This window comes from Leifsonia sp. Soil_N53 (assembly GCF_057655165.1).
Map to the genome: position 1 here is coordinate 1 of NZ_JBDGMM010000026.1, position 23,829 is coordinate 23,829.

The window sequence follows — 23,829 nt, forward strand, 5'->3', positions numbered from 1 at the left end:
CGGCGGCGGCCCGGGCGGCGGCCGCGTCGCCGTCGCGGCGGGCCAGGTCGAGCACGCCGATCGGCGCCAGCAGCAGGGGAGTGGGCAGGCGGCGGCCGAAGAGCTCGATCGAGAGGTCCCGGCGGGACACGTCGCGCAGCACCCGCGGCACGATCCGCTGCCGCGCGAAGGCGTCGGTGTTCGCCCGGTCGGTGCGCTCCAGCCCGGCGGAGCCCGCGATGTACGCAAACGCGGCGCGCGACATCGTCCGTCGTGCGGCGCGTTCCAGCTCGGGGAACGCGACCGGGATGGCCGGGCGGCGCCCGCTCACGCCCGCGCGATAGACGACGCTCTGCGCCGCTCGACCGATGCTGGTGCCGATGCTGGTGCCGATGCTGGCCGTCATCCGCCCATTCTCCCTACCCGTCCTGCACCCATGCGATCTATCTGACACAACACGCCGTCTCGGCCGGCGGCTTGACGGCGTGTCCTGTCACGTAGACGCGGTATCAGCGCTTGGGGCGGGGCCGTTTGCCGGTGGAGCGCTTGGCTGCGGCGGCGCGCTTGGCGTGCTTGGCGGCCCGGGCGGACTGCGTGGCCGCGATCTTCGCGGCCTTGGCCGCCTTCGCGTCCTGGGCCGAACGCTCGGCCTCCGTCGCGGCGACCTCGGGGTTGCGCGAGCTGTGCGCCGTGCGCCCGCGCACGATGCCGATGAACTCGTCCACCAGGGGATGCTGCCCGTCCCGCGGCCAGCTGAGGCCGACCTGCGAGACCGGCCCGTCCTCCAGCCGCATCGCCGTCACGTCCTTGCGGCGGAGCGCCTTGGCCACCGAGGCCGGCAGCAGCGCGATGCCCTCGCCTGCGGCCACGCTGCGCATGAGCGCCTCGGACGGCTCCCCGGTCACGCGCGGCTCGCCGTCGAGGTCGGCGAGGTGCAGCTTCTCCTCCAGCGTCAGCAGGTGCTCGTGGTGCATCACGACCACGACGTCCTCGGTGTAGAGCGGGATGAGGTGGCGGTCGTGGTCCTCCGGGGCGTCGCGCGCGAACACCATGTCGGCCTCGCCCGCCGCGAGCGCGGCCAGCGGATCGGCGGAGGGCGTCACCACCAGCTCCACTCCGGGCTGGCGCTCCGCGAACGCGCGCGTCCACTTGCCGATCGTGACTCCGAGCGGGAAGGCGAGGGCGAAGCGGGAGGCCATGCAGGCCAGGCTACCGGCAGGCCGCCGCCTGCCGCGGACGATACCCTTGGAAGCATGAAGCCCCAGACCATGAAGGCGGCCACCGCGGCCAAGAAGCTCGGCATCCTGCTGTCGGCGGCGCCGGAGGAGTTCCGCGACCGCGAGATCAGCCGCACCGAGCTCGACGAGCTGAACGCGAACCCGCCCGCCTGGCTGGTCACCCTCCGCGCCGACGGCCCGCACCCGCGCGACGTCGTGGCCCACAAGCTCGGCGTGAGCAACTCCGGCCTGGCCCGCGCGGGCGTCACCGAGGCGCTCACCACGGCCGAGATCAAGGCGCTGCTGGAGGAGAAGCCGGAGTGGCTGGTCGTCGAGCGCGCCACCCAGGCGCAGGTGCACGCCGAGAACGCGCGCGTGAAGCAGCGCAACGCGGAGCGGGCCGAACGGGGCTGAGTCCCCTGAGGCGTCCTACTGCTGTTCCGGGGCCCCCGTCGCCGCGGCCTTCTTCACCGCGTGCGCCAGCACCTCCGGCCCGGTGACGAACGCGCGACGCCAGGGGGCGACGCCGTCGATCTCCACCTGCAGCGAGAAGCTCAGGATGGTGCGGATGAGCACGATGATGCCGAGCACGGCCGCGTCGGTGAGCGTGGGGCTGGATGTCACGGTCTTGACGAGGTCGGCGGCCACGAGCAGTTCGAGCCCGAGCAGGATGACACCGCCGAAGGCCTCCCGCAGCGTGCGGAAGGCGTCGGCCCCGCTGCGTGAGCGCACCCACACCGACAGCGCGATCACGATGGCCACCACGAAGCCGATCGCGAGAGCGGCCACGCCCGCGAACTCGAAGGCTACCCCGACCGCCTCGAAGAACGCGCGAGTGTCCATGCGCACATGGTGCCACAGCGCCGCAGCGGTGGAGAGATGGCGCGCTCAGGCCACGTGGACGGCCGGCCTCCGCTTGACGTCCTTCTCGGCCTCCCGCAGCACTTCTCGGGTCACCGGGGCGACCTCGCCGACGCCGGTGATCAGGTAGCGGAACATGTTCGAGATCGGGTTGCCCTCCGTCCACTCGAAGTAGATGCTCGGCACCACCCCGGTGACGTCGCGCATCTCCAGCAGGATCGCCGCGATCGTGTTGGGCACGTTGCCGCTCTTCACGCGGAGCACCCGGTAGCCGTACTTGACCACACCGTGCACGACCAGGTCCTCCTCGAAGTCGGAGGAGTCGGACTTCATGACCTCCAGGAAGATCGTGCGCGACCGCTGCGGGATGTGGCTGAACCGGCGCTCGTCCTTGTTCTTCTGCTCGTACTCCGTCGTCGTGTCGACGTCGGGCTCGTGCGAGATGATCCGGATCTCGCCCTCCTCGGCGTCCTCCAGGATGAAGTCGAGCGCGGACACGTCGAAGGTGACGCTGGTCGCGCGCAGCTGGAACGACCGCCCGACGCGCGAGACGATCGACACCACCAGGATGCCGAGGATGAACAGCGTGGCGATCCGGAGGCCGTCCGGCCGCTCGATGATGTTGTCGATGGTCGTGTAGATGAAGATCGCCGTGATGATCGCGAACACGACGGTGCGCTTGGGCTGCTTCTTGCGCCAGGCCGACAGGCTCACCGCGAGCGAGGCGGAGGTGATCAGCACGAGCACGCCGGTCGCGTAGGCGCCGCCCTGGGCGTCCACGTTCGCGTCGAAGATCAGAGTGATCAAGAAGGCGATCGCCGTGAAGACCAGCACCAGCGGCCGCACGGCGCGCGCCCACTGCGGCGCCATCCCGTAGCGGGGAAGGTAGCGGGGCACCAGGTTGAGCAGGCCCGCCATCGCGGAGGCGCCGGCGAACCACAGGATGAGGATCGTGCTGATGTCGTAGACCGTGCCGAAGCCGTTGCCCAGGTACTCGTGCGCCAGGTAGGCGAGCGCGCGGCCGTTGGCGGGTCCGCCCTGCTGGAAGTCCCGCTGCGGGATGAGCAGCGTCGTCGTGAAGCTCGACGTGATCAGGAACGCGCTCATGATGATCGCCGCGGTGGTGAGCAGCCGGCCGGCGCCGCGGATGCGGCCCTGCGGGTGGTTGGGGTCGTCGTCCGGCTTGCCCGTGATCTGCGGCATGACGGCCACGCCCGTCTCGAAGCCGGAGAGGCCGAGCGCGAGCTTCGGGAACACCAGCAGGGCGACGCCGACGATGAGCAGCGGGTTCCCGTGGGAGACGAACAGCGCATCCCACCAGTCCTCGATGGCGGTCGGGTGCTCGAACACCTGGATGATGGAGGTCGTCACGACGACCACGTTGAGCGCCAGGTACACCGCCACCAGCACGACGGCGATGCCGATCGCCTCCCGGAAGCCCTTGAGGAAGACCGCGGAGAGCAGGGCGAGCAGGAAGAGCGTGATGAGCACGTTGTTGCCGTGGAACCAGGCCGGCGCGTACGGGTTCTCGATCGCGTGGGCGGTGGCGTCGGCGGCGGACAGCGTGATCGTGATCATGAAGTCGGTCGCGGCGAAGCCGAGCAGCACAAGGACGAACAGCTTGCCCGCCCACCACGGCAGGAACCGCTCCAGCATCGCGATCGAGCCGGAGCCGCGGAAGCTCTCCTTGGCGACCCGGCGGTAGACCGGCAGTGCGCCGAGCAGCGTCAGGGCCACCAGGACGAGCGTCGCGAACGGTGAGACCAGGCCCGCCGCCAGCGCCGCGATCGCGGGCTGGTAGCCGAGGGTGGAGAAGTAGTCGACACCGGTGAGGCACATGACCTGCCACCACGAGTGCGTCCGCTCCGGGTTCTGGCCGTGCGGGCCCTGCTGGGTGCCGCGCTCGTCGACCATGCCGCGTAGCAGCCAGTGCTTGAACCGGCGGCCGCGCACCGGCCGGGTGGCCGTCGGGTGCGCCTGCCCCGGGATCGGGATGGGCTCCTTCGGCGACGGGATGGTGCTCGACATCGACTGCCCTTCGTTCAGACCTGGGTCAGTCTAGTGGCGAACGCGAGGCGGCGGAGAATGCGCCGTCTCGGCGTCTCGGGCCCGACTCTGCGCCGTCTCGGTGAAGGGGTCACCAGGGGGAGGGGCGGTAGTCCTTGAGGAAGACGCCGTGGAGGTCCTCGCCGGCCTCGCCGCGCACGATCGGGTCGTAGACGCGGGCGGCGCCGTCGACCAGGTCGAGCGGGGCGTGGAAGCCCTCCTCGGCGAGGCGGACCTTCGTGTAGTGCGGGCGCTCGTCGGTGATCCAGCCGGTGTCGACGCTCGTCATCAGGATGTTGTCCGTCTCGAACAGCTCCAGCGAGCTCGTGCGGGTGAGCATGTTGAGGGCGGCCTTGGCCATGTTGGTGTGCGGGTGCCCCGCGCCTTTGTAGCGGCGGCCGAAGACGCCCTCCATCGCCGAGACGTTCACCACGTACGAGCGGCCGGCGGCGGCGAGCGACGGGCGGAGCCGGTCGATGAGGATGAACGGCGCCGTCGTGTTGCAGAGCTGCACCTCCAGCAGTTCGAGCGGGTCGATCCCGCCGACGGCGCGCGTCCAGGTGTTCACACGCTGCACGTCCGGCACCAGGCCACCCGCGTCGATGGCGGTGCCGTCGTGGTGTCGCTCCAGCGACGACGAGCCGGCGGCCATGGCGGCGGAGGCGAGGTCATTCGCGGTGAGCGCGGCGGCGCCGACCAGCTCGGCGACCGTGCCGTGCACGTTCGCCGACGACAGCAGCGGGTGGGCGGCGACGGAGGCCTCCAGGGCCTGCGGGTGCGGGTCGGCCGTGTGGCCGAAGGTCTCCAGCTCGGGGAGCGGGCCGTCGGGCAGCGGGTGCGACTCGGCCTCGGCGAGCAGCGAGTACGCGCCGGGGGAGCGGCGAACGGTCTGCGCGGCGTTGTTGATGAGCACGTGCAGCGGGCCGCGGGAAGCGACCGAATCGGCGAGGCCGATCACCTGGGCCGGATCGCGGAGGTCGATCCCGACCACGCGGAGCCGGTGCAGCCAGTCCTTCGCGTCAGGGAGCTGGGCGAACCGGCGCACGGCGTCGCGCGGGAAGCGCGTCGTGATGGTGAGGTCGGCGCCGTCGCGCAGCAGGCGCAGCGCGATGTGCATGCCGATCTTGGCGCGGCCGCCGGTGAGCAGCGCGCGCTTGCCGGTCAGGTCGGTGCGCGCGGTGCGCTTCGCGTGGCTGGACGCGGCGCACGACGGGCAGAGCTGGTGGTAGAACCAGTCGACCTGCGTGTACTGCTGCTTGCAGATGTAGCAGGCCTGCGAGTTGATCAGGGTGCCGGCGGTCGTGGACCCGGTGGTCGGGGAGCTGAGGTCGCGGCCGCGGGTCTCGTCGTCGATGCGGTCGGGCGCGCCGGTCGCGGTCGCGGCGATGACGGCGCGGTCGGCGGCGAGCTCGGCCTCCCGCAGCTCGCGCCGCCTGGCCTGCTTGACGGCCTTGAACATGTGCGCGGTCGCGCGGCGCACCGAGACGAAGTCCGGGTGCTCCTGGTCGAGCTCGTGGAGCTGCGCGAGGACGCGGAGGGTGGTCGCGAGGTCGTCGGGGTCGAGGCTCGCAGGTGATTCTGGCACCGGACGATTGTACGGGCAGTGGATGACCGCCCGCTGAGGGCGCCGGGCCCCCTCAGACCTCCAGCTCGAGCCAGTCCAGGCCGCGCAGGTCGAGGGAGAGCTTGCCGTCGCGCTCGGTCGCCATCGCGATGACGTCGCCGCAGACCCGGCAGCGCAGCACCATCCCGTGGTCGTCGGGCCAGAGGTGCGCCTTCGCGATCACCGTCACATCCCCGCAGTGCGCGCACTTGCCGCGCGCCACGGTCACGTCGACGGCGAACACCTCCGAGAGGAGTCCCGCAGCGGCGTTGCCGTCCAGGTAGTCCATGTCGCTCACGCTGCCCCTCCGATCCCGCCGTAGCGTTCGGTGCGGATGCGGTCCGGGTCGTGACCGGCGTCGACCAGCCAGCCCGAGACGGCCTCGACGAACGGGGTGGACCCGCACAGGTAGAACCTCGGGGCGTCCGCGGCGGGCAGGACGAGCGCGCCGAGCCCCTCCGCGGTCAGCCGCCCGGCCGCGACCGGCCAGCCGGCAGGCGCCTCCCGCGTGTAGACGTAGTCGACGGTCAGCGGTGCGGAGGCTTCGCCGAGCGCCATCAGTTCGTCGCGGTAGTAGACGGACATCGGCGAGCGGGCGGAGTACAGCAATTGGAAGGGCGCGGAGCTCGCCGCGGCGGCGTGCGCACGGGCCATCGACATCAGCGGCACGACGCCGGAGCCTCCCGCGATCAGCTGCACCGGACCGTCGTCGCCCGCCCGCCAGACGAACCAGCCGCCGACCGGGCCGCGCACCTCCAACTGGTCGCCCACCCCGAGGCCGTGCACGAGATACGGCGACACCTCGCCGTCCGGAAGCTCCTCCACGGTCAGTTCCAGCTCGTCCGGCGCCAGGCCGCCCACGCCGGAGGCCGACGCGATCGAGTACGACCGCACCGCCTGGTACCCGTCGGGCGCGGTGAGGCGCACGTCCACGTGCTGCCCGGCCAGGTGCCCGGTGAGCCCGGGGATGCGCAGCCGGATCGTGCGGGCCGTCGCGGTCTCTTCATGCGCGGCCACGACATCCGCCACGCGCCACGCGCTGCTCACCAGTAGCGCTCTTCCTTCCAGGGGTCCCCGTACATGTTGTAGCCGTTCTGCTCCCAGAAGCCGGGCTGGTCCTGCGGAAGCATCTCCAGCCCGTTGACCCACTTGGCGCTCTTCCAGAAGTACAGGTGCGGCACCAGCAGGCGGGCGGGGCCGCCGTGCTCCGGCGGGAGGTCGGCGCCGTCGAAGGTGTGCGCCACCCAGGCCTTGCCGTCGAGGAGGTCCTTCAGCGGAACGTTCGTGGTGTAGCCGCCGTAGGAGTGCGCCATCGTGTACTCGTAGTCGGTGTCGACCTTCTCGAACAGCGTGTCGAGCGCGACGCCGCGCCACGACGTCCCGAGCTTCGACCAGCTCGTGACGCAGTGGATGTCGGTGCCGACGTCGTCCTGCGGGAGCGCCAGGAACTCGTCCCAGCTCCAGCGGTGCACCACGCCCTTCTCGGTCGTGATGGTGAACGCCCAGTCCTCTTTGGCGATCCGCGGGGTCGGCCCGGCCGACAGCACCGGGAAGCCCTCCGTGACGTACTGGCCCGGGGGGAGGCGGGGGTCCTCGGTTCTGCGCCGGCCGAGGAAACCGGACGAGATGATTCCCATGGTCGGAGCTTATTACCCGCGCGGGGCGGCGGTCTACGGCTGCGCGGTCTAGGGTGAATCCATGGTCGCGGTCAATCTCGGTCTCCCGCGCAGCGCCTCGCTGCGGGATGCGCGGGGCGCTGCCGCCGCCCCGAGCCTCGACGGCCGGCCCGATGTCGCAGGCCTCGTCGACCGGTTCGGCCGCGTCGCCCGCGACCTGCGCGTGTCGGTCACGGAGAAGTGCTCGTTGCGCTGCACGTACTGCATGCCGGCGGAGGGTCTGCCCGCCATCCCGCGGGAGGACCTGCTGACCCCGGCCGAGATCGCCCGGCTGGTGGGGATCGGGGTGCGCGACCTCGGCATCCGCGAGGTCCGGTTCACGGGAGGCGAGCCGCTGATGCGCGCCGACCTCGCCGAGATCATCGGGCTCTCCGCCGCGGCGGCGCCCGGCATCGACCTCAGCATCACCACCAACGGCATCGGGCTCGACCACCGCGTGGGCGAGCTCGTCGCGGCCGGGCTGACCCGGGTGAACATCTCCCTGGACACCGTGGACCGCGAGCACTTCGCCGCCCTGACCCGCCGCGACCGGCTGCCGGCCGTGTTCGCCGGCATCGCCGCCGCGCACGCCGCTGGCCTCACTCCGCTGAAGCTGAACGCGGTGATGATGCGGCAGACCCTCGCCGGCGCTCCCGACCTGCTGGCCTGGGCGCTGGAGCAGGGTTGCCGGCTGCGCTTCATCGAGCAGATGCCGCTCGACGCCGACCACACCTGGCTGCGCGACAACATGGTCTCCGCCGAGGAGCTGCTGGCCGTCCTCCGCACCCGGTTCGACCTGGTGGAGGCCGGGCGGCGGGACGACCCGTCGTCGCCGGCCGAGGAGTGGCTGGTCGACGGCGGCCCGGCCACGGTCGGGATCATCGCGTCGGTGACCCGCTCGTTCTGCTCCGCGTGCGACCGCACCAGGATCACGGCGGAGGGCACGGTGCGCTCGTGCCTGTTCGGCGATGACGAGACCGACCTGCGCGGGCTGCTCCGCGGCGGGGCGGACGACGCCGAGCTCGCCCGGTGGTGGCGCGGCGCGATGTGGGGCAAGCAGTCCGGTCACGGGATGGAGGCGGCCGGCTTCGTGCCGCCGGTGCGCAGCATGGGGGCGATCGGTGGCTGAGGGCACGCACTCCGTCCTGGTGCGGTACTTCGCCGCCGCCGAGGAGGCGGCCGGCCGGGAGGAGGAACGCGTCTCGCTCGACCCCCCGACGGTGGGCGCGCTCCGTGAACTGCTCGACGCCCGCTATGGCGAGGCCATGCGGCTGGTGCTGCGAAATGGCTCGTTTCTGGTCGACGGCGTCGTGTCGCGCGACCCGGATGCCGCGATCGGCGAGAGGGTGGACGTGCTGCCCCCGTTCGCCGGGGGATGACGTCCGCAGCGCGCGATCGCCAGGCTGCGGCGAGGGGGGACACCATGAGCGTGCACATGCGGGAACTGGCGGCCGTCCGGCGGCGGCAGGGCAGGTTCGCGGCGCTGGTCGTCGGGGCCGTGCTGTCCGGCGCGGCGACCTGGCTGACGCTGCCGTTCGGGATCGTCCTGCTGGCACGTGGCGAGGTCTTCGGCCTCGCGCTGGTGGTCGCGGGGGCCGTGCTGCTGGCGGCGTGCGTCGTCGCGATCGTCGGCGCGGTGCGTGCGCGGGTGGAGCCGCAGAGCCTCCCGGGCCGGCCGAATCCGCTGTTCGACGAGCCGCGGCCGTCGTCGAACCCGGACGGCGGGTACTCGACCGCCGGGATGAAGATCGGTTCCTAGTCCCGTCAGACGGGGGAGATGCGGACCTCGGCGGGCGGCACCGTCAGAGTGACCGGCGTGCCGGCGGCGAGGCGGAGCTCCGCGACCACGGCTGCCGGGACGAGCGCCGTGAGCCGATCGGTTCGCACCCGCACCAGGTCGTCGCGCGGCTCCAGCGCAGTGACCGTCGCCGCGATCGCGCCCGCGCCCTCCGGGCCCGCGTCTTCCGTCGCCGTGCTCACTCGCACCGCCACCGTCGACGGCCGCACCACCGCGGTCACCGGCTGGCCCTCAGCGATCCGCACGGTCGGGGTGCCGGCGAGGGCGAGCCCGTCGTCGGTCATCAGGCCGGTCGCGGTGCGTCGCCCGGTGAGGAGGCTGAGGCCGGTGAGCTCGGCGGTGAACGGGTGCCGCGGCTGCGTGAGAACCGTGCGCGCCGGGCCCTCCTCGACCACGCGGCCGGCGCCCAGGACCGCGACCCGGTCGGCCAGCAGGTAGGCGTCGAGGGCGTCGTGGGTGACGACGACCGCCGTGCGTCCGGCCAGCACGTCCGCCAGCATCCCGCGGAGCTCGCCCGCCACGCTCACGTCGAGCGACGCCAACGGCTCGTCGAGGAGGATCAGGTCGGGCTCGGCGGCGAGCGCCCGCGCGATCGCCACGCGCTGCGCCTGGCCGCCCGAGAGCTCGTCGGGACGCCGCTCGGCCAGTGCGCTCACGCCGGTGCGCTCCAGCCACTCGTCGGCCTTCGCGCGCGCCTCGGTCCGGGTGGCTCCCGCCGACCGCGGCGCGAACTCGACGTTCCGGCGCACGCTCAGGTGCGGGAAGAGCAGCGCGTCCTGGGCGAGCAGGGCGATCCCGCGCCGGTGCGGCGGCAGCCAGGACCCGGGGAGGTCGAACAGTGTCTCGTCCGCGAGGGTCGCGCGCCCGGCGTCGGGGCGGATCAGCCCGGCGAGCACTCCGAGCACCGTCGACTTTCCCGCTCCGTTCGGGCCCAGCAGAGCGAGCGTCTCGCCGGTGCCCAGCCGGAGGTCCACCGCCACGTCCCGGTCGGCGACCGTGGCGGAGAAGGCGAGGCTCACGGCGTCGCCCCGGCAGCCGGCCGCGACGCCCCACGCGGTGCGGTCCCGGGCCGCGGCCGCCGGCGCAGCGGCTCTCCCGCACCGTGCGCGACCGCGACCACGGCGATCGCGACCGCGATCAGCACGAGCGACAGTGCGACGGCGGTGTCCGGGTCGGTCTCGCGCTGCAGGTAGATCTCCAGCGGGAGCGTCCGGGTGGTGCCCTGCAGGCTCCCGGCGAAGGTCAGCGTTGCCCCGAACTCCCCGAGCGCCCGCGCGAACGACAGGATCGACCCCGAGACGATCGCGGGCGCCACCAGCGGCAGCGTCACCCGGAACAGCACGGCGGACGGCTGCGCGCCGAGGGTGGCGGCGACGGCCTCGTAGCGCTCGCCCGTGGTCCGCAGCGCGCCCTCCAGGCTCAGCACCAGGAACGGCAGCGCGACGAACGTCTGCGCGATCACCACGGCCGGCGTCGAGAACGCGATCGGGAGGGCGCCGTCGAGCAGCCCGCGCCTGCCGTACAGCGCCAGGAGGGCGATCCCGCCGACGACGGGAGGCAGCACCAGCGGCAGCAGCACGATCGCGCGGACCAGGCCGCGGCCGCGGAACGGCACCCGTGCCAGCACGACCGCCATCGGGATGCCGAGCACCAGGCAGCCGGCCGTGGCGGCGACCGAGGTGCGCAGGCTGAGCAGCAGCGCGTCCACCGACGACGGCGACGTGATCAGCGCGACGAAGTGCGTCCAGTCCACCCGCGTGACCATCGCGACGACCGGGAGCAGCACGAACAGCGCGCCGAGCGCGGCGACGACGAGGACCCAGCCGGGGATCCCGGTGCTCGCGGGCGCGCGGCGCGGCGTCACGGCTTGCCGAATCCGGCCGCTTCGAGCGCCTTCCTGCCCGCCGGGCCCGTCACGTAGGCGATGAAGGCGGCGCCCCCGGTGAAGTTCTGCCCCTGCTTGATCTCGGCGATGGGGTAGGTGTTGACGACGTCCTTCGCCTCGGGGAACGGCACGGAGTCGACGCTCTTCCCCGCGCCCTTGACGTCGGTCGCGTAGACGATGCCGGCGTCGGCCTCCCCGGAGGACACCTTGCCGAGCACGTCGGTCACCGCCGACTCCTGGCTCACCGGCTTCAGCGTCACACCGGTCTTCGACTCCACCGTGGCGGTCGCGGCGCCGCAGGGCACCTGGGGGGCGCAGACCACGACTTTGAGGTCGGACTTCGCGAGGTCCGCCCACCCCGTGACATGGGCCGGGTTGCCGGGCGGGACCGCGATCGCGAGCACGTTCGTCGCGAAGTCGACGGGGTCGCCGGAGACGACGCCTGCACCGACGGCCTTGTCCATGTTCTTCTGGTCCGCCGACGCGAACACGTCGGCCGGGGCGCCGGCGGAGAGCTGGGTGACCAGGTCGGAGGAGCCGCCGAAGCTGAAGCTGACGGTGCTGCCCGGGTTGGCCTTCTCGAAGTCCGCGCCCAACTGGGTGAACGTCTTGGTGAGGGAGGCCGCGGCGAAGACGGTGACGGTGCCGGTGACGGCGTGCTTCGTGGGGGTCTGAGTGGGCGTGTCGGTGCCCGTGCCCGCGCCGGCGGAGCACCCCGCGACGGCCAGTGCCACTGCTGCGAGCATGCTGGCGACGACGCCGGTCCTGGTGCGCATCCTGTTCCTCACTCCGCCGGCCCTGCGGTCTCGACGATGACGTTGGTGGCTTTGACGACGGCGACGGCGATCGAGCCCAGCTCGATCCCGAGCTCGCGCACGGCCTCGCTGCTGATCAGGGAGACGACGCGGTGCGGGCCGCACTGCAGCTCGACCTGCGCCATGACCTTGTCCATGACGATGTCGGTCACGATCCCGACGAAGCGGTTGCGCGCCGACCGGCCGACACCGGACGGGTCGGTGGGCAGCACGGCGTTCTGCTTGGCGAGCTGTGCGAGCTCCAGGCCGTCGAGCACGGTGCGGCCGCCCTCGTCCTTGGCGCTGGAGAGCATCCCTGCGTCGATCCAGCGTCGCACGGTGTCGTCGCTCACCCCGAGGAAGCTCGCGGCTTCCTTCACCCGTATCTGCGGCATGAATAGAACTCTAGACCCGCAGGAGCGTCTATTTCGACCCTAGGAACGGGGCTGAGCCTCAGAGCCCGACCCACTCCGACGCGCCGTCGGCGAAGTGCTGGCGCTTCCAGATCGGCACCTCGGCCTTGATCCGCTCGACGAGCTCGGCGCACGCGGCGAACGCCTCCGCGCGGTGCGGGGCCGCCACCGCGGCGATCAGCGCGAGGTCGCCGATGGTCAGCGAGCCGACGCGGTGCACGGCCGCGACCCGGAGGCCGGTGCGCGCCGCCAGCTCCTCGCAGCAGCGCCGGAGGAACGCGGCGGCCTCCGGATGCGCGCGGTAGTCGAGCGAGACGACGGACCGGCCGCCGTCGTGGTCGCGCACGATGCCCTGGAACGAGACCACAGCGCCGTCCTCCCGCTGCCAGACGAACTCGTCCAGAGTCGAGGGGTCGAGCGGCCGCTCGGACACGTCGGAGAAGACGTCGGTCATCGGGTCGCTCCTTCGGGGTGGCGCTCGGCGTCGTGGCCGCGGTCGCGGTCCCCGCCGAGCTGGTCGAGCAGGTGGGCGAGGACGTCGTCCAGGACGGCGAGCCCGTCGGCGACGCCTCCGCGGGAGCCGGGGAGGTTGACCACCAGCGTGCGCCCGGCGACGCCCGCGCGGCCGCGGCTCAGCGCCGCGAGCGGGGTGGAGGCCGCGCCCTTGGCTCGCAGGGCGTCGGCGAGGCCGGGGAGGTCGCGGTCGAGCACGGCGGCGGTGGCCTCGGGGGTCCGGTCGTCCGGGGAGACGCCGGTCCCTCCGGTGGTGAGCACGACGGCCGGGTGCTCGGCGACGGCGGAGGCGAGCGCGTCCGCGATGTCCGCGTCCGCCACGACGCGCACCTCGGGGTGGAGGCCGTAGACGTCGAGCCAGGAGGCGATGACCGGGCCTGTCGTGTCGGGTGCCGCTCCGGCGGCGGCGCGCGTGGAGGCGACGATCACGACGGCAGCGTCGGTGCGGGTGGGCGTCGGTGCGGTCTGTGGAGCAGGCGCGCTGCTGTCCTCACCCGGCCGCCGCCACTCGCCGCGCTTCCCCCCGCTCTTCGCCACCAGCCGCACATCGGTCAAGCTCGCGGCCGGGTCGACGGCCTTCACCATGTCGTGCAACGTCAGCCCGGCCACTGCAACCGCGGTCAGGGCCTCCATCTCCACGCCGGTGCGGCCATGCGTGCGCGCGACCGCTTCGATCGCGATCGCACCCGCCGCCTCGTCCAGGGCGAAGTCGACGCGCAGCGAGTTCAGCGGCAGCGGGTGGCAGAGCGGGATGAGGTCGCTCGTGCGCTTGCCGCCGGCGATCCCGGCGATGCGGGCGGTGGCGAGCACGTCGGCCTTGGGCAGGTCGTCGGCGGCGACGAGGCGCACCACCTCGGGAGTGGTCACCAGCCGGCCGCGGGCCACGGCCTCCCGGTCGGTCTCGGGCTTCGCGCCGACATCGACCATGCGGGCGCGCCCGTCGGCGTCCAGGTGGGTGAGTTCGCTCATAGCGTCCAGACTGTCACGTCCGAGCCCGACTCGACCGTCTCCGCCTCCGCGGGCAGGTCGATGAGCACGTCCGCGGTCGCCATCGCCGCCACCAGGTGCGAGCCGGGGCCCGACACCGGCGCCACGCCGTCCGCGCCGACCCGGCCGCGCAGGAACTGCCGCTTGCCCGGCACCGACCGCACCGACTCGGTGAGACGCGCCCGCTGCACCGGAAGCGCGGGCAGCCCGGCGGCGTCGCGCAACGGCGCGCGGAGGAACACCGCGAACGAGACTTGCGTGCTGACCGGGTTGCCGGGGAAGCACAGCACGGGGACGCCGTCGACCACCGCGGTCGCCTGCGGGCCGCCCGGCTGCATCGCCACGGTCGTGACCTCGGCGCCGCGCGGCAGCAGCACCTCGCGCACCACCTCGTACGCGCCCTTCGAGATGCCGCCGGAGGTGACCACCAGGTCGCTGGCCGCCAGGGCCGCGTCGAGGACGCGCGCGAACGCCTCGGGGTCGTCGGTGCTGCTGGCCCGCAGCGACACGACGGCGCCGGACTCCTCGACGAGCGCCGCGAGGGCGACGCCGTTCGCGTCGAAGACCTGCCCGAACCGGACATCCCGCCCGGGCGCCGCGAGCTCCGATCCGGTGGTCAGCACCGCGACCCGCAGCCGCGCCCGCACCGCCAGCGAGGTGACGCCCGCCGCCGCCAGCGCGGCCAGGTGGCGCGCGGCCAGCCGGGTGCCCGCCGTCACGAGCACGTCGCCGCGCTCCAGGTCGCTACCGCGCTCCCGGACGTACTCGCCGCGGTGCCGGGAACGCCGGATCTCCACGATCGCGCCGGCCAGGTCGTCGTCCCTGCCGAGGACGAGCTCGGTGTCCTCCACGGGCACGATCGTGTCGGCGCCGCTCGGCACGGGAGCGCCCGTCATGATCCGGATGGCGGTGCCCGGGGTGAGCGTCAGGGGCACCTCGTGTCCCGCGGGTACATCTCCGGTCACCTCGAGCGCGACCGGGACCCGGGCGACATCGGCCGCGCGCACGGCGTAGCCGTCCATCTGCGAGTTGCGGAACAGCGGGAGGTCGACCTCCGACCGGATGTCGACCGCGGCGACCCGGCCCGCGGCCTCCGCGAGCGGGACCGTCTCCAGATCGGGCTCCGCGCTGAGCGGCTCCAGCAGGCGATTGACGTGGGCGGCATGCTCCTCGACGCTGCGCGGTGGGGTCATGGCTTCAGTATCCCGCGTGCCCCGCGGACGTGCGAGGCTTCGCCCGCTCGCCCGGCCGCGCTCGGCAGTGCTCAGTAGCGCTCAGTAGCGGGGCAGGGCCGGGTCGATCTCGCGCGCCCAGGCGTCGAGGCCGCCCTCCAGCACCATGCCGGGAGCCCCGGCGGCGGCGAGCAGCCGGCGTGCTGTCTCCGCGCGCGGGCCGTGGTGGCAGATGATCACAAGCGGTTCCTCGCCCAGTCGCTCGGCAACGCCCGGCGCGTCGCGCATGACCACATCGAGCGGCACCAGCAGCGACCCGGGCAGCTTGGCGATGTCGGCCTCCCACGGCTCGCGGACGTCGAGCAGGATGTGCGGCTCTCCTGCGGCGAGCCGGGCGGCCAGGTCGGCGGCGGTGACCGTAGTCGCGGTCGCCTGCGTCGCCTCGGCCGCCGGGGCGGTGAGCCCGCAGAACAGCTCGTAGTCGATCAGCTCCGTGACCGGCTCCGCCGCCGGGTCCGCCGCATACGGCAGCTCGCGGAACGTCCCGCGCAGCCCGTCGTGCACGAGCACCCGGCCGAGCAGCAGATCGCCCTCCCCGGTCACCACCTTGATCGCCTCGCTCGCCATCAGCGACCCGACGACGCCGCACACGCTCGGCAGCACACCGGCCTCCGCGCAACTCGGCACACTGCCCGGCTCCGGCGGCACCGGGAAGAGGTCGCGGTACTGCGGCCCGTGCGGCGCCCAGCTCAGGCCGACCTGGCCGCCGAACCGGTGCACGGCGCCCCACACCACGGGCAGCCCGGCCAGCAGCGCCGCGTCGTTCACGAGGTAGCGGGTCGGGAAGTTGTCGCTGCCGTCGAGCACGAGGTCGAACCCGCTCAGGATGCTCGCGGCGTTCACGGAGGTGAGCCGTTCGGGGAAGATCCGGACGTCGATCCCGGCGTCGATGGCGCGGATCGCGTCGGCCGCCGATGCCGTCTTCTGCCGGCCGAGGTCGCGCTCGCGGTGGATCGTCTGCCGCGGCAGGTTGCTGAGCTCGACGCTGTCGTCGTCGACGATCCCGATCGTCCCGAACCCGGCCCCCGCCAGCAGCGGCAGCACGGCCGAGCCGAGGCCCCCGGCGCCGACCACGAGCACGCGGGCCGCGCGGAGCCGGCGCTGGGCGAGCTCTCCGAAGCCGGGCAGCTGCTCGGTGCGGGCGTAGCGCGCGCGGTACTCCGAGGCCAGCGCGGGCCCGGGCGCGACGAGTGCGCGGGGGTGGTCGAGGGCGGTCATACCGTTAGCTAACCACCGTGACGCCGATCGTGTGCCACCCGGTCGCGCCGTCGGGGACGACGTCCTGCTCTTTCGAGGTCTGCACGGTGCCGTGGGCGTCCGTCGCCCGCACCTTGATGGTGTGCGAGCCGGGCGTCGCGTCCCACGCGTACTTCCACTGCCGCCAGGTGTCGGCCGAGATCGCGTCGGCGAGGGTGGCCTGCTGCCAGGCGCCGCCGTCGATCTGCACCTGCACGGCGCTCACGCCGACGTGCTGCGACCAGGCGATGCCCGCGACCGCGACCGTCCCCGCCTTCACCTGCCGGCCGTCGCCCGGCACGTCGATGCGGGACTCCAGCTTGACCGGGCCGCGCTCCGACCAGCCGCGGTCGGTCCAGTAGGACGTGGCCTTGTCGAACCGCGTCACGTTCAGCTCCACCACCCACTTGGTGGCCGAGACGTAGCCGTACAGCCCCGGCACGACCATGCGCACCGGGTAGCCGTGCTCCAGCGGCAACGGCTGGCCGTTCATCCCGACCGCGAGGATCGCGTTGCGCTCGTCGGTCAGCGCCTCCAGCGGCGTCCCCGCCGTCCAGCCGTCCTGGCTGCGCGAGAGCACCATGTCGGCGTCGGCGGTCGGCTTCGCCCGCGCCAGCAGGTGCCGGATCGGGTAGCCGAGCCACTTCGCGTTGCTGATCAGGTCGCCGCCGACCTCGTTGGACACGCAGGTGAGGGTCGTGATGGACTCCTCCAGCGGGAGGGCGAGGAGCTCGGCGAAGGTCAGCTCGATCTCCTCCTCGACCATGCCCGTGATCCGCAGCCGCCAGTCCTGCGGCTGGATACCGGGGATCTGCAGCGCGGTGTCGATGCGGTAGAAGTCGGCGTTCGGCGTGATGATCGGCGACAGCCCGGCGATGTCGAACGACGCGCCTGCCGGGACCGGCGGGGCGGTGGCGGCGGGCTTCGGCAGGTGGAACGCGGCACGCGCGGCGGCGGCCGCGCGGTAGCCGGTGGCGACCGCCTGCCCGACGATCGTCGCGACGACGCCTGCGGCGGCGGTCGCGGCGGTGGCGGTCACGAAGTGTCGGCGCGACACCTCGCCCTGCGGGGCGATCCGGGTGGGCCGCGTCCTGCGCAGCAGGTCGGCCAGCCAGCCGAGGATCAGGATGGCGACCAGCGCCGCGAGCGCCGACGGCACGACGTTCACGATCGAGGAGCCGGCGCGGGTGAACGCGGCGAGCACGCCCAGCGCCCCGCCGACGCCGATGAGGATGCGGCCGAGCGGCGGCCGCCGCAGCTCCAGCCAGCCCGCGAGGCCGCCGCCGATGATGAGCACCACGGCGAGGGAGGAGATCAGGAACGCCTTGTCGCCCGTCCCGAACACGCCGATCACCGCGTTCTTCAGCCATGCAGGGGTGAGGTCGATGACGAGAGCGCCGACCACGAGGATGGGGCTGCCGTCCTGCACGAAGAAGGCGCTCAGCAGTTCGGCGGCGCCCACGCCCGCCGCGATGCTCGCCACGCCCACGGCCGCCGCACGCCAGAACGATCGCGCGGGCCGCGGAGGTCCGGCGAGCTGCTCGGGTTCGGCGGGTCGCGCCGGTCCTGGGGGCTGCGCCGATTCAGCAGGAGTGGCCGAACCCATGTCGGACGTCGATCCCATAGCCGAAGGATAGGCGCGCGAACCGGTGGATATGCCGTGCGTCGCCGCGCTGTGACAGGCTTGGACGTTATGGCCTCCCTGCGCGTCGACGACCTCCCCGGCTGGGCCGGCCCGGCAACGGTGAGCGAGGACGCCGTCTACGAGGCGTTCGTCGCCTGGGCGGAGTCCACCGGCATCACCCTCTACCCGGCGCAGGACGAGTCGCTCATCGAGATCGTCGGCGGCTCGAACCTCATCCTGTCGACACCCACAGGAACCGGGAAGTCGCTCGTCGCCGTCGGCGCGCACTTCGCGGCACTGGCCCGCGGCGAGCGCAGCTTCTACACCGCGCCGATCAAGGCGCTGGTGTCCGAGAAGTTCTTCGCCCTGGTCGACGTCTTCGGGGCGGAGAACGTCGGGATGATGACCGGCGACTCCTCGGTCAACGCCGACGCGCCGATCATCTGCTGCACCGCCGAGATCCTCGCCAACCTCGCCCTGCGGCAGGGGGAGGACACCCCGGTGGGCCAGGTCGTCATGGACGAGTTCCACTTCTACGCCGACCCGGACCGCGGCTGGGCCTGGCAGGTGCCGCTGCTCGTGCTGAACCGCGCCCAGTTCGTCCTGATGTCGGCTACCCTCGGCGACGTGACGGCGCTCGCCGCCGACCTCTCCCGCCGCACCGGCCGCGAGACCGCGACGGTCACCGGCGTCGAGCGCCCGGTGCCGCTGCACTACTACTACGAGCTGACGCCCGTCCACGACACCGTCGAGGACCTCCTGCACACCGGCCAGGCGCCGATCTACATCGTGCACTTCTCCCAGCTCGCCGCGCTGGAGCGCGCCCAGGCGCTCTCCAGCGCCAAGATCGCCAGCCGCGAGCAGCGCGACGCGATCGCTGAGCTGATCGGGGAGTTCCGCTTCACGACTTCGTTCGGCCGCACGCTGTCCCGGCTGCTGCGCCAGGGCATCGGCGTGCACCACGCCGGGATGCTGCCCAAATACCGCCGGCTGGTCGAGCAGCTCGCCCAGCGGGGGATGCTGCGGGTGATCTGCGGCACCGACACGCTCGGGGTCGGCATCAACGTCCCGATCCGCACCGTGCTGCTGACCGCGCTCACCAAGTTCGACGGCACCCGGCTGCGGCAGCTCAACGCCCGCGAGTTCCATCAGATCGCCGGCCGCGCCGGGCGGGCGGGCTACGACACCGCCGGCACCGTGGTCGTGCAGGCGCCCGAGCACGAGAGCGAGAACGTCAAAGCCCTCGAGAAGGCCGGCGACGACCCGAAGAAGCGCCGCAAGATCGTGCGCAAGAAGGCGCCCGAGGGGTTCGTCTCCTGGGGCGAGCCGTCCTTCCGCAAGCTCGTGGAGGCCGAGCCGGAGACGCTCACGTCGTCCATGCAGATCACGAGCGCCATGCTCATCAACGTCATCGGGCGCGGCGGCGACGTCTTCGGCCACGTCCGCGACCTCGTGTTCGACAACCACGAGCCGTGGAAGCGGCAGCTCGGCCTGGCCCGGCGGGCGCTCGGCCTGTACCGCTCGCTGGTGACCGCAGGAGTCGTGGAGGTGGTGGACGGCGAGATCCGGCTCACGGTCGACCTGCAGCCCAACTTCGCCCTGAACCAGCCGCTGTCGCCGTTCGCGCTCGCCGCGTTCGAGCTGTTCGACGCCGAGTCGCCGAGCTACGCCCTCGACATCGTGTCCGTGGTCGAGGCCACCCTCGACGACCCGCGGCCGGTGCTCTCCGCCCAGCAGTTCCAGGCGCGCGGGGACGCGGTGGCGGCGATGAAGGCCGAGGGCGTCGAGTACGACGAGCGGATGGAGGCGCTGGAGACCGTCACGCACCCCAAGCCGCACGACGAGCTGCTGCACGTGACGTTCGCGACCTACGCCTCCAGCCAGCCGTGGGTGGCCGACTTCGAGCTGAGCCCCAAGTCCGTCGTGCGCGACCTCTACGAGCGCGCGATGACGTTCGGCGAGTTCATCGCGTTCTACAAGCTCGCCCGCTCGGAGGGCGTCGTGCTGCGCTACCTCTCCGACGCCTACCGCGCCCTGAACCAGACCGTGCCGCTCGACCTGCGCACCGAGGAGCTCCGCGACATCGTGGAGTGGCTCGGCGAGCTGGTGCGCCAGGTCGACTCCAGCCTCCTGGACGAGTGGGAGGAGCTGGTGCACCCCGACGCGGCACGGCACGCCGCCGAGACCGGCGAGCTCGCGCCGCCGGCCCCGCGGAATGTGACCACCAACCGCCGCGCGTTCTTCGTGCTCGTGCGCAACGAGGTGTTCCGACGCGTGCAGCTCGCGGCGCTCGACAAGGTCCAGGAGCTGGGCGCGCTCGAGAACGAGGCTGCGGCGCTCGCCGAGGCGCAGGCGCCGTCGTTCAGCGAGCTGCAGTGGGACGAGGCGCTGGAGGCCTACTACGCCGAGCACGACGAGATCCTCACCGACGCGGCGGCGCGGGCCGCGGGGATGATCGTCGTGGACGAGTCTCCGGCCGCTGCGGAGGGGGTGTGGCGGGTCCGCCAGATCCTCGCCGATCCCGCCGGCGACCACGACTGGGGCATCGCCGCCGAGGTGCTGCTGGAGGACTCCGCCCGTGCGGGCGTCGCGGTCGTCCGGGTGACGGGGGTCGACCGGCTCTGACGGTTTGACGCACGCGAGACGGCCGTGAAACCATGTGGGCGGCTGCTTAATCGCGCCAGCCAGTCCGCATGAACTTCCGGTGAACTCCCGCCGGCAGTCCACACGAGAAAGAAGCCGGTGGATCTCACCCTCATCATCGTGCTGGTCATCGCGCTGGCCCTCTTCTTCGACTTCACCAACGGGTTCCACGACACGGCGAACGCGATGGCGACGCCGATCGCGACCGGCGCCATGCGCCCCAAGATCGCTGTCGCACTGGCAGCGGTCCTGAACCTGATCGGTGCGTTCCTCTCCACCGAGGTGGCGAAGACCATCTCGGGCGGCATCATCAACGAGGGATCGGGCGGCGTGCTGATCTCGCCGGAGCTGATCTTCGCCGGTCTGGTCGGCGCCATCGTCTGGAACATGGTGACCTGGCTCTACGGCCTCCCCTCGTCGTCCAGTCACGCGCTGTTCGGCGGCCTGATCGGTGCGGCGATCGTGGGCGCGGGAGTCGCGTCGGTGAACTTCCCGGTCGTGCTGCAGAAGGTCGTCCTGCCCGCGGTCATCGCGCCGTTCACGGCCGGCGTGGTCGCGTGGGCGGCGACGAAGCTCGCGTACTGGATCACCCGGCGCTACGACGGCCGCCCGGACGGCCGGGGCGGGTTCCGCTACGGCCAGATCTTCTCGTCGTCGCTCGTCGCGCTCTCGCACGGCACCAATGACGCGCAGAAGACGATGGGCGTCATCACGCTGCTGCTGATCTCGGCGAACCTGCTGCCCGCCGGCAGCGGGCCGCCGCTGTGGGTCATCGTCTCGTGCGCCCTGGCGATCGCGATCGGCACCTACTCCGGGGGCTGGCGCATCATCCGCACGCTCGGGCGCGGTCTGACCGAGGTGAAGCCGGCGCAGGGCTTCGCCTCGGAGACGAGCACCGCGGCGACCATCCTCGCGTCGAGCCACCTCGGCTTCGCCCTCTCCACCACTCAGGTCGCCTCCGGATCGGTGATCGGCTCCGGCCTCGGCCGCCGCGGCTCGTCGGTGCGCTGGGGCACCGCCGGCCGGATCGCGATCGGCTGGGTGCTGACCCTCCCGGCGGCAGGGATCGTCGGTGCGGTGGCCTCGCTGATCGGGCTGCTCGGTCCCATCGGCATCCTCATCGACACGGTCGCGGCCGTGGTCGTGGTCACGTTCATCTTCTGGCGGTCGCGTCGCAACAGCGTCTCCAGCAGCAACGCGATCGAGCCGGTGCCCGTCCAGGGTCAGAGCGACGTCGCCGCGTCCGGGCGCGTGGTGAAGATCAAGAAGGTCAAGCCGCTCAAGAAGGAGCGCTCGGGAAGGAACCCGGCATGAGCGCCGTCCTGCAGTTCATCGCGGTCTTCGCCGCGTCGCTGATCGGCGCGTGCGTCGTGGTCGGGTTCTATTCGCTCGGCACGCGCCTCCTCGCCGTCGCCGGCCGCGCGCTCTTCGTGGAGCCGGCCGAGTTCACCGACGCGATCACCGTGATCACGCCGGAGGAGGCGGCCAAGGCGCAGAAGAAGGCCAAGAAGGCGCGGCGCAAGAACCCGGCCAGCGAGGGCCAGAAGCGGGCGGCGCTCACCGGCGCCTACGCGTGCTTCGCCCTCTGCGGCGCCGCGGTCCTCTACGGGCTGTACCTGATCATCCCGTACTTCCACGGCTGACGCTGGTCAGATCGAGGAGTAGCCGCCGTCGATCAGGATGTTCTCCCCGGTGACCATGCCGGCCTCGTCGGAGGCCAGATAGCCGATCAGCGCGGCGACCTCCTCGGGCTGGGCGAATCGCCGCGCCGGGATGCGCGAGCGCAGCTCGTCGCCCTTCGCCCCCTTCCAGGCCTCCCTGCCGAGGGGCGTCTCGACGACGGTCGGCGATACGGCGTTGACCGTGACGCCGTGCGGCGCCCACTCCAGCGACAGCACCCGGGTCATCCCGAGCAGGCCGGCCTTGCTCGCGCAGTAGGCGACGTGCTCGTCCAGTCCGACGACACTCGCCTGCGACGCCAGGTTCACGATGCGGCCGAAGCCTGCGGCCACCATCCGCGCGCCGGCGGCCTGCGCCATCCGGAAGCTCGCGGTCAGGTTGACCGCGAGGGTGCCGTCCCAGTCGGCGGCCGTCGTGGCGAGCGCGGGGGAGAGGCGGGCGATGCCGGCCGAGTTGACCAGGATGTGCGGGACACCCGCCCGCGCCTGGATGCGGGCGACGGCCGTCTCCGCCGCGTCGGGCGCCGTGAGGTCGGCGGCGACCGGCAGGTGTGCGGATCCCGGCAGCGCAGCGAGCGCGTCGGCGACGCGCTCGTCGCGGTCCACGCCGGCGACGGTGGCGCCGCGCTCGGCGAACCAGCCCGCGACCGCGAGGCCGATGCCGCTCGCGGCGCCCGTGACGATCGCGACCCGTCCCTCGAACGCCCCGCTCATCGCTCGAGCTCCGCGATCAGCTCGACCTTGCGCGCGGACGGGCTCGTCGTGTCGAACCGGTAGGTCAGCCACTCGCCGACCAGCCGCCGGGCCAGCTCCGTGCCGATGACGCGCTGGCCGAGGCACAGCACCTGGGCGTCGTTGGAGAGCACCGACCGCTCGACCGAGTACGAGTCGTGGGCGGTGACGGCCCGGATGCCCGCCACCTTGTTGGCGGCGATGGCGACGCCGAGCCCGGTGCCGCAGACCAGCAGCGCGCGGTCGGCCTCGCCGGACGCGACCAGCTCCGCGGCCGCGGCCGCGACAGCCGGATAGGCGGTGTGCCCGTCGGCGTCCACCCCCACGTCGACCAGGGAGGCGACGAGCGCGTGCGACTCCAAGTCCGTGCGCAGGGTCTCTTTCAGCGTGTAGCCGGCGTCATCGCTGCCGATCACGACGCGCAGTGCGGTCATGCGGGTGTCCTTTCGGTGTGCTGGTCGTTCGTCGGGAGGTCGTCGCGGGTCAGCTGTTCGGCGAGCACGCCCACGATCAGCGCCAACGACGTGGCTCCCGCATCCGGCGTGCCGACCGACTTGTCGGCCAGCGGCCGCGCACGGCCACGCTTGGGACGGAGCGCCGCGGTCGCCGACGCTGCCTCGGCGGCGATCCGCGCGGCGTCGCGCCAGGCCTCGGCGAGGGGTGTGCCGTCTGCGAGCCGATCGGTCACAACGTCGCGGAACGGCAGCAGGGCGTCCACCAGGGTCTTGTCGCCGGGCTCCGCACGTCCGAGGTCGAGGATCGCCGCGGTGAAGGCGGTGATCGCGGCGCCGGCGCAGTCGTCGCCGAAGGTCTGCGCGGTGTCGTCGAGCGTGGCGCCCGCCGCCTCAAGCGCCGCGCCCCAGAGCACCCCGGAGGTGCCTCCGGCCTGCTCGGCCCAGGCGCGCCCGGCCGCCGCGAGCACGGCGCCGGCT

27 protein-coding genes are annotated in these 23,829 nt (G+C 72.7%); 7 read left to right on the forward strand and 20 right to left on the reverse strand.

The genetic code is table 11. From position 1 onward, the window contains the following. On the reverse strand, window positions 1-385 hold a 385-nt coding region (locus tag AC3A3H_RS01410), incomplete at its 3' end, for an alpha-hydroxy-acid oxidizing protein (RefSeq protein ID WP_487612750.1). 103 nt (window positions 386-488) lie between these two features. Further along, window positions 489-1,178 carry a LysR family substrate-binding domain-containing protein gene (locus tag AC3A3H_RS01415; RefSeq protein WP_487612751.1) on the reverse strand — a complete coding sequence of 230 codons (690 nt, stop codon included), beginning with the start codon at window positions 1,176-1,178 and terminating at the stop codon, window positions 489-491. Window positions 1,179-1,232: 54 nt separating this feature from the next. On the opposite strand from AC3A3H_RS01415, the gene AC3A3H_RS01420 reads away from it, so the two are divergent. After that, window positions 1,233-1,610, forward strand: a complete 378-nt coding sequence (locus tag AC3A3H_RS01420; protein WP_487612752.1) for a DUF5997 family protein — start codon at window positions 1,233-1,235, stop codon at window positions 1,608-1,610. Window positions 1,611-1,625: 15 nt separating this feature from the next. On the opposite strand, the gene AC3A3H_RS01425 is transcribed toward AC3A3H_RS01420, so the two are convergent. The 6 genes from AC3A3H_RS01425 to AC3A3H_RS01450 form a co-directional block, all read right to left on the reverse strand. Continuing rightward, on the reverse strand, window positions 1,626-2,039 hold the full coding sequence (locus tag AC3A3H_RS01425; RefSeq protein ID WP_487612753.1) for a DUF1622 domain-containing protein: 414 nt from the start codon (window positions 2,037-2,039) through the stop codon (window positions 1,626-1,628). 45 nt (window positions 2,040-2,084) lie between these two features. Then, window positions 2,085-4,085 carry an APC family permease gene (locus AC3A3H_RS01430; RefSeq protein ID WP_487612754.1) on the reverse strand — a complete coding sequence of 667 codons (2,001 nt, stop codon included), beginning with the start codon at window positions 4,083-4,085 and terminating at the stop codon, window positions 2,085-2,087. Between the two features lie 109 nt (window positions 4,086-4,194). Beyond that, a complete protein-coding gene (locus AC3A3H_RS01435) occupies window positions 4,195-5,688 on the reverse strand; it encodes an SDR family NAD(P)-dependent oxidoreductase (RefSeq protein ID WP_487612755.1) in 1,494 nt (497 codons plus the stop codon). 52 nt (window positions 5,689-5,740) lie between these two features. Further along, window positions 5,741-5,995 (reverse strand): DUF6510 family protein, encoded by a 255-nt coding sequence (locus AC3A3H_RS01440; RefSeq protein ID WP_487612776.1) that lies wholly within the window; start codon window positions 5,993-5,995, stop codon window positions 5,741-5,743. A 5-nt stretch (window positions 5,996-6,000) separates the two neighbouring features. Next, window positions 6,001-6,753 carry a ferredoxin reductase gene (locus AC3A3H_RS01445; RefSeq protein WP_487612756.1) on the reverse strand — a complete coding sequence of 251 codons (753 nt, stop codon included), beginning with the start codon at window positions 6,751-6,753 and terminating at the stop codon, window positions 6,001-6,003. Continuing rightward, a complete protein-coding gene (locus AC3A3H_RS01450; RefSeq protein ID WP_487612757.1) occupies window positions 6,750-7,343 on the reverse strand; it encodes a sulfite oxidase-like oxidoreductase in 594 nt (197 codons plus the stop codon). Before AC3A3H_RS01450 ends, AC3A3H_RS01445 begins: the two co-directional genes overlap by 4 nt. Before the next feature lie 61 nt (window positions 7,344-7,404). Here AC3A3H_RS01450 and moaA point away from each other — a divergent pair, with 61 nt between their 5' ends. The 3 genes from moaA to AC3A3H_RS01465 are packed head-to-tail and all read left to right on the forward strand — an operon-like array spanning window position 7,405 to window position 9,120. Further along, complete coding sequence (gene moaA / locus AC3A3H_RS01455) at window positions 7,405-8,490, forward strand: GTP 3',8-cyclase MoaA (protein WP_487612758.1); 1,086 nt, start codon at window positions 7,405-7,407, stop codon at window positions 8,488-8,490. Further along, window positions 8,483-8,740: a MoaD/ThiS family protein gene (locus tag AC3A3H_RS01460; RefSeq protein WP_487612759.1), complete on the forward strand. Its 258-nt coding sequence runs from the start codon at window positions 8,483-8,485 to the stop codon at window positions 8,738-8,740. The genes moaA and AC3A3H_RS01460 overlap by 8 nt, the downstream gene beginning before the upstream one ends. Before the next feature lie 44 nt (window positions 8,741-8,784). Further along, the gene (locus AC3A3H_RS01465) at window positions 8,785-9,120 is read left to right on the forward strand and encodes a hypothetical protein (protein ID WP_487612760.1); all 336 of its coding nucleotides are present in this window, start codon (window positions 8,785-8,787) and stop codon (window positions 9,118-9,120) included. Between the two features lie 5 nt (window positions 9,121-9,125). Here the strand turns inward: AC3A3H_RS01465 and AC3A3H_RS01470 are convergent, their stop codons facing one another. From AC3A3H_RS01470 to AC3A3H_RS01510, 9 genes are all read right to left on the reverse strand, one after another. Next, window positions 9,126-10,178 carry a sulfate/molybdate ABC transporter ATP-binding protein gene (locus AC3A3H_RS01470; RefSeq protein ID WP_487612761.1) on the reverse strand — a complete coding sequence of 351 codons (1,053 nt, stop codon included), beginning with the start codon at window positions 10,176-10,178 and terminating at the stop codon, window positions 9,126-9,128. Further along, window positions 10,175-11,023: an ABC transporter permease gene (locus tag AC3A3H_RS01475; protein ID WP_487612762.1), complete on the reverse strand. Its 849-nt coding sequence runs from the start codon at window positions 11,021-11,023 to the stop codon at window positions 10,175-10,177. Before AC3A3H_RS01475 ends, AC3A3H_RS01470 begins: the two co-directional genes overlap by 4 nt. Beyond that, window positions 11,020-11,820 (reverse strand): molybdate ABC transporter substrate-binding protein, encoded by an 801-nt coding sequence (modA, locus tag AC3A3H_RS01480; protein ID WP_487612763.1) that lies wholly within the window; start codon window positions 11,818-11,820, stop codon window positions 11,020-11,022. The genes AC3A3H_RS01475 and modA overlap by 4 nt, the downstream gene beginning before the upstream one ends. A gap of 8 nt (window positions 11,821-11,828) precedes the next feature. Then, window positions 11,829-12,233, reverse strand: a complete 405-nt coding sequence (locus tag AC3A3H_RS01485; protein ID WP_487612764.1) for a TOBE domain-containing protein — start codon at window positions 12,231-12,233, stop codon at window positions 11,829-11,831. Between the two features lie 58 nt (window positions 12,234-12,291). Next, a complete protein-coding gene (locus AC3A3H_RS01490) occupies window positions 12,292-12,705 on the reverse strand; it encodes a molybdenum cofactor biosynthesis protein MoaE (protein ID WP_487612765.1) in 414 nt (137 codons plus the stop codon). Further along, complete coding sequence (gene moaCB / locus AC3A3H_RS01495) at window positions 12,702-13,733, reverse strand: bifunctional molybdenum cofactor biosynthesis protein MoaC/MoaB (RefSeq protein ID WP_487612766.1); 1,032 nt, start codon at window positions 13,731-13,733, stop codon at window positions 12,702-12,704. Before moaCB ends, AC3A3H_RS01490 begins: the two co-directional genes overlap by 4 nt. Continuing rightward, the gene (locus tag AC3A3H_RS01500; protein ID WP_487612767.1) at window positions 13,730-14,944 is read right to left on the reverse strand and encodes a molybdopterin molybdotransferase MoeA; all 1,215 of its coding nucleotides are present in this window, start codon (window positions 14,942-14,944) and stop codon (window positions 13,730-13,732) included. The genes moaCB and AC3A3H_RS01500 overlap by 4 nt, the downstream gene beginning before the upstream one ends. An 81-nt stretch (window positions 14,945-15,025) precedes the next feature. Continuing rightward, a complete protein-coding gene (locus AC3A3H_RS01505; protein WP_487612768.1) occupies window positions 15,026-16,201 on the reverse strand; it encodes a ThiF family adenylyltransferase in 1,176 nt (391 codons plus the stop codon). A gap of 4 nt (window positions 16,202-16,205) precedes the next feature. After that, complete coding sequence (locus AC3A3H_RS01510; protein WP_487612769.1) at window positions 16,206-17,843, reverse strand: molybdopterin-dependent oxidoreductase; 1,638 nt, start codon at window positions 17,841-17,843, stop codon at window positions 16,206-16,208. Window positions 17,844-17,912: 69 nt separating this feature from the next. On the opposite strand from AC3A3H_RS01510, the gene AC3A3H_RS01515 reads away from it, so the two are divergent. The 3 genes from AC3A3H_RS01515 (at window position 17,913) to AC3A3H_RS01525 (ending at window position 22,129) form a co-directional block, all read left to right on the forward strand. Then, a complete protein-coding gene (locus AC3A3H_RS01515) occupies window positions 17,913-20,468 on the forward strand; it encodes a DEAD/DEAH box helicase (protein ID WP_487612770.1) in 2,556 nt (851 codons plus the stop codon). Window positions 20,469-20,585: 117 nt separating this feature from the next. Further along, complete coding sequence (locus AC3A3H_RS01520) at window positions 20,586-21,800, forward strand: anion permease (protein ID WP_487612771.1); 1,215 nt, start codon at window positions 20,586-20,588, stop codon at window positions 21,798-21,800. Then, entirely contained in the window at window positions 21,797-22,129 is a 333-nt protein-coding gene (locus tag AC3A3H_RS01525) for a peptidase (RefSeq protein ID WP_487612772.1), read from the forward strand. The genes AC3A3H_RS01520 and AC3A3H_RS01525 overlap by 4 nt, the downstream gene beginning before the upstream one ends. 6 nt (window positions 22,130-22,135) lie before the next feature. Here the strand turns inward: AC3A3H_RS01525 and AC3A3H_RS01530 are convergent, their stop codons facing one another. From AC3A3H_RS01530 to AC3A3H_RS01540, 3 genes are all read right to left on the reverse strand, one after another. Next, the gene (locus tag AC3A3H_RS01530) at window positions 22,136-22,879 is read right to left on the reverse strand and encodes a GolD/DthD family dehydrogenase (protein ID WP_487612773.1); all 744 of its coding nucleotides are present in this window, start codon (window positions 22,877-22,879) and stop codon (window positions 22,136-22,138) included. Then, window positions 22,876-23,331, reverse strand: a complete 456-nt coding sequence (locus AC3A3H_RS01535; protein ID WP_487612774.1) for a ribose-5-phosphate isomerase — start codon at window positions 23,329-23,331, stop codon at window positions 22,876-22,878. Before AC3A3H_RS01535 ends, AC3A3H_RS01530 begins: the two co-directional genes overlap by 4 nt. Next, a partial coding sequence (locus AC3A3H_RS01540; protein WP_487612775.1) for a DAK2 domain-containing protein occupies window positions 23,328-23,829 on the reverse strand: 502 nt, incomplete at its 5' end. The genes AC3A3H_RS01535 and AC3A3H_RS01540, both read right to left, overlap by 4 nt.

Excerpts from the sequence above, each read along its gene's own strand:
- AC3A3H_RS01485 (WP_487612764.1), bottom strand. The coding sequence starts at position 12,233 with ATGCCGCAGATACGGGTGAAGGAAGCCGCGAGCTTCCTCGGGGTGAGC.
- moaA (WP_487612758.1), top strand. The coding sequence starts at position 7,405 with ATGGTCGCGGTCAATCTCGGTCTCCCGCGCAGCGCCTCGCTGCGGGAT.
- AC3A3H_RS01440 (WP_487612776.1), bottom strand. The coding sequence starts at position 5,995 with ATGGACTACCTGGACGGCAACGCCGCTGCGGGACTCCTCTCGGAGGTG.
- AC3A3H_RS01465 (WP_487612760.1), top strand. The coding sequence starts at position 8,785 with ATGAGCGTGCACATGCGGGAACTGGCGGCCGTCCGGCGGCGGCAGGGC.
- AC3A3H_RS01490 (WP_487612765.1), bottom strand. The coding sequence starts at position 12,705 with ATGACCGACGTCTTCTCCGACGTGTCCGAGCGGCCGCTCGACCCCTCG.
- AC3A3H_RS01510 (WP_487612769.1), bottom strand. The coding sequence starts at position 17,843 with ATGGGATCGACGTCCGACATGGGTTCGGCCACTCCTGCTGAATCGGCG.
- AC3A3H_RS01450 (WP_487612757.1), bottom strand. The coding sequence starts at position 7,343 with ATGGGAATCATCTCGTCCGGTTTCCTCGGCCGGCGCAGAACCGAGGAC.
- AC3A3H_RS01430 (WP_487612754.1), bottom strand. The coding sequence starts at position 4,085 with ATGTCGAGCACCATCCCGTCGCCGAAGGAGCCCATCCCGATCCCGGGG.
- AC3A3H_RS01535 (WP_487612774.1), bottom strand. The coding sequence starts at position 23,331 with ATGACCGCACTGCGCGTCGTGATCGGCAGCGATGACGCCGGCTACACG.
- modA (WP_487612763.1), bottom strand. The coding sequence starts at position 11,820 with ATGCGCACCAGGACCGGCGTCGTCGCCAGCATGCTCGCAGCAGTGGCA.
- AC3A3H_RS01530 (WP_487612773.1), bottom strand. The coding sequence starts at position 22,879 with ATGAGCGGGGCGTTCGAGGGACGGGTCGCGATCGTCACGGGCGCCGCG.
- AC3A3H_RS01515 (WP_487612770.1), top strand. The coding sequence starts at position 17,913 with ATGGCCTCCCTGCGCGTCGACGACCTCCCCGGCTGGGCCGGCCCGGCA.
- AC3A3H_RS01505 (WP_487612768.1), bottom strand. The coding sequence starts at position 16,201 with ATGACCGCCCTCGACCACCCCCGCGCACTCGTCGCGCCCGGGCCCGCG.
- AC3A3H_RS01425 (WP_487612753.1), bottom strand. The coding sequence starts at position 2,039 with ATGGACACTCGCGCGTTCTTCGAGGCGGTCGGGGTAGCCTTCGAGTTC.
- moaCB (WP_487612766.1), bottom strand. The coding sequence starts at position 13,733 with ATGAGCGAACTCACCCACCTGGACGCCGACGGGCGCGCCCGCATGGTC.
- AC3A3H_RS01525 (WP_487612772.1), top strand. The coding sequence starts at position 21,797 with ATGAGCGCCGTCCTGCAGTTCATCGCGGTCTTCGCCGCGTCGCTGATC.
- AC3A3H_RS01500 (WP_487612767.1), bottom strand. The coding sequence starts at position 14,944 with ATGACCCCACCGCGCAGCGTCGAGGAGCATGCCGCCCACGTCAATCGC.
- AC3A3H_RS01415 (WP_487612751.1), bottom strand. The coding sequence starts at position 1,178 with ATGGCCTCCCGCTTCGCCCTCGCCTTCCCGCTCGGAGTCACGATCGGC.
- AC3A3H_RS01420 (WP_487612752.1), top strand. The coding sequence starts at position 1,233 with ATGAAGCCCCAGACCATGAAGGCGGCCACCGCGGCCAAGAAGCTCGGC.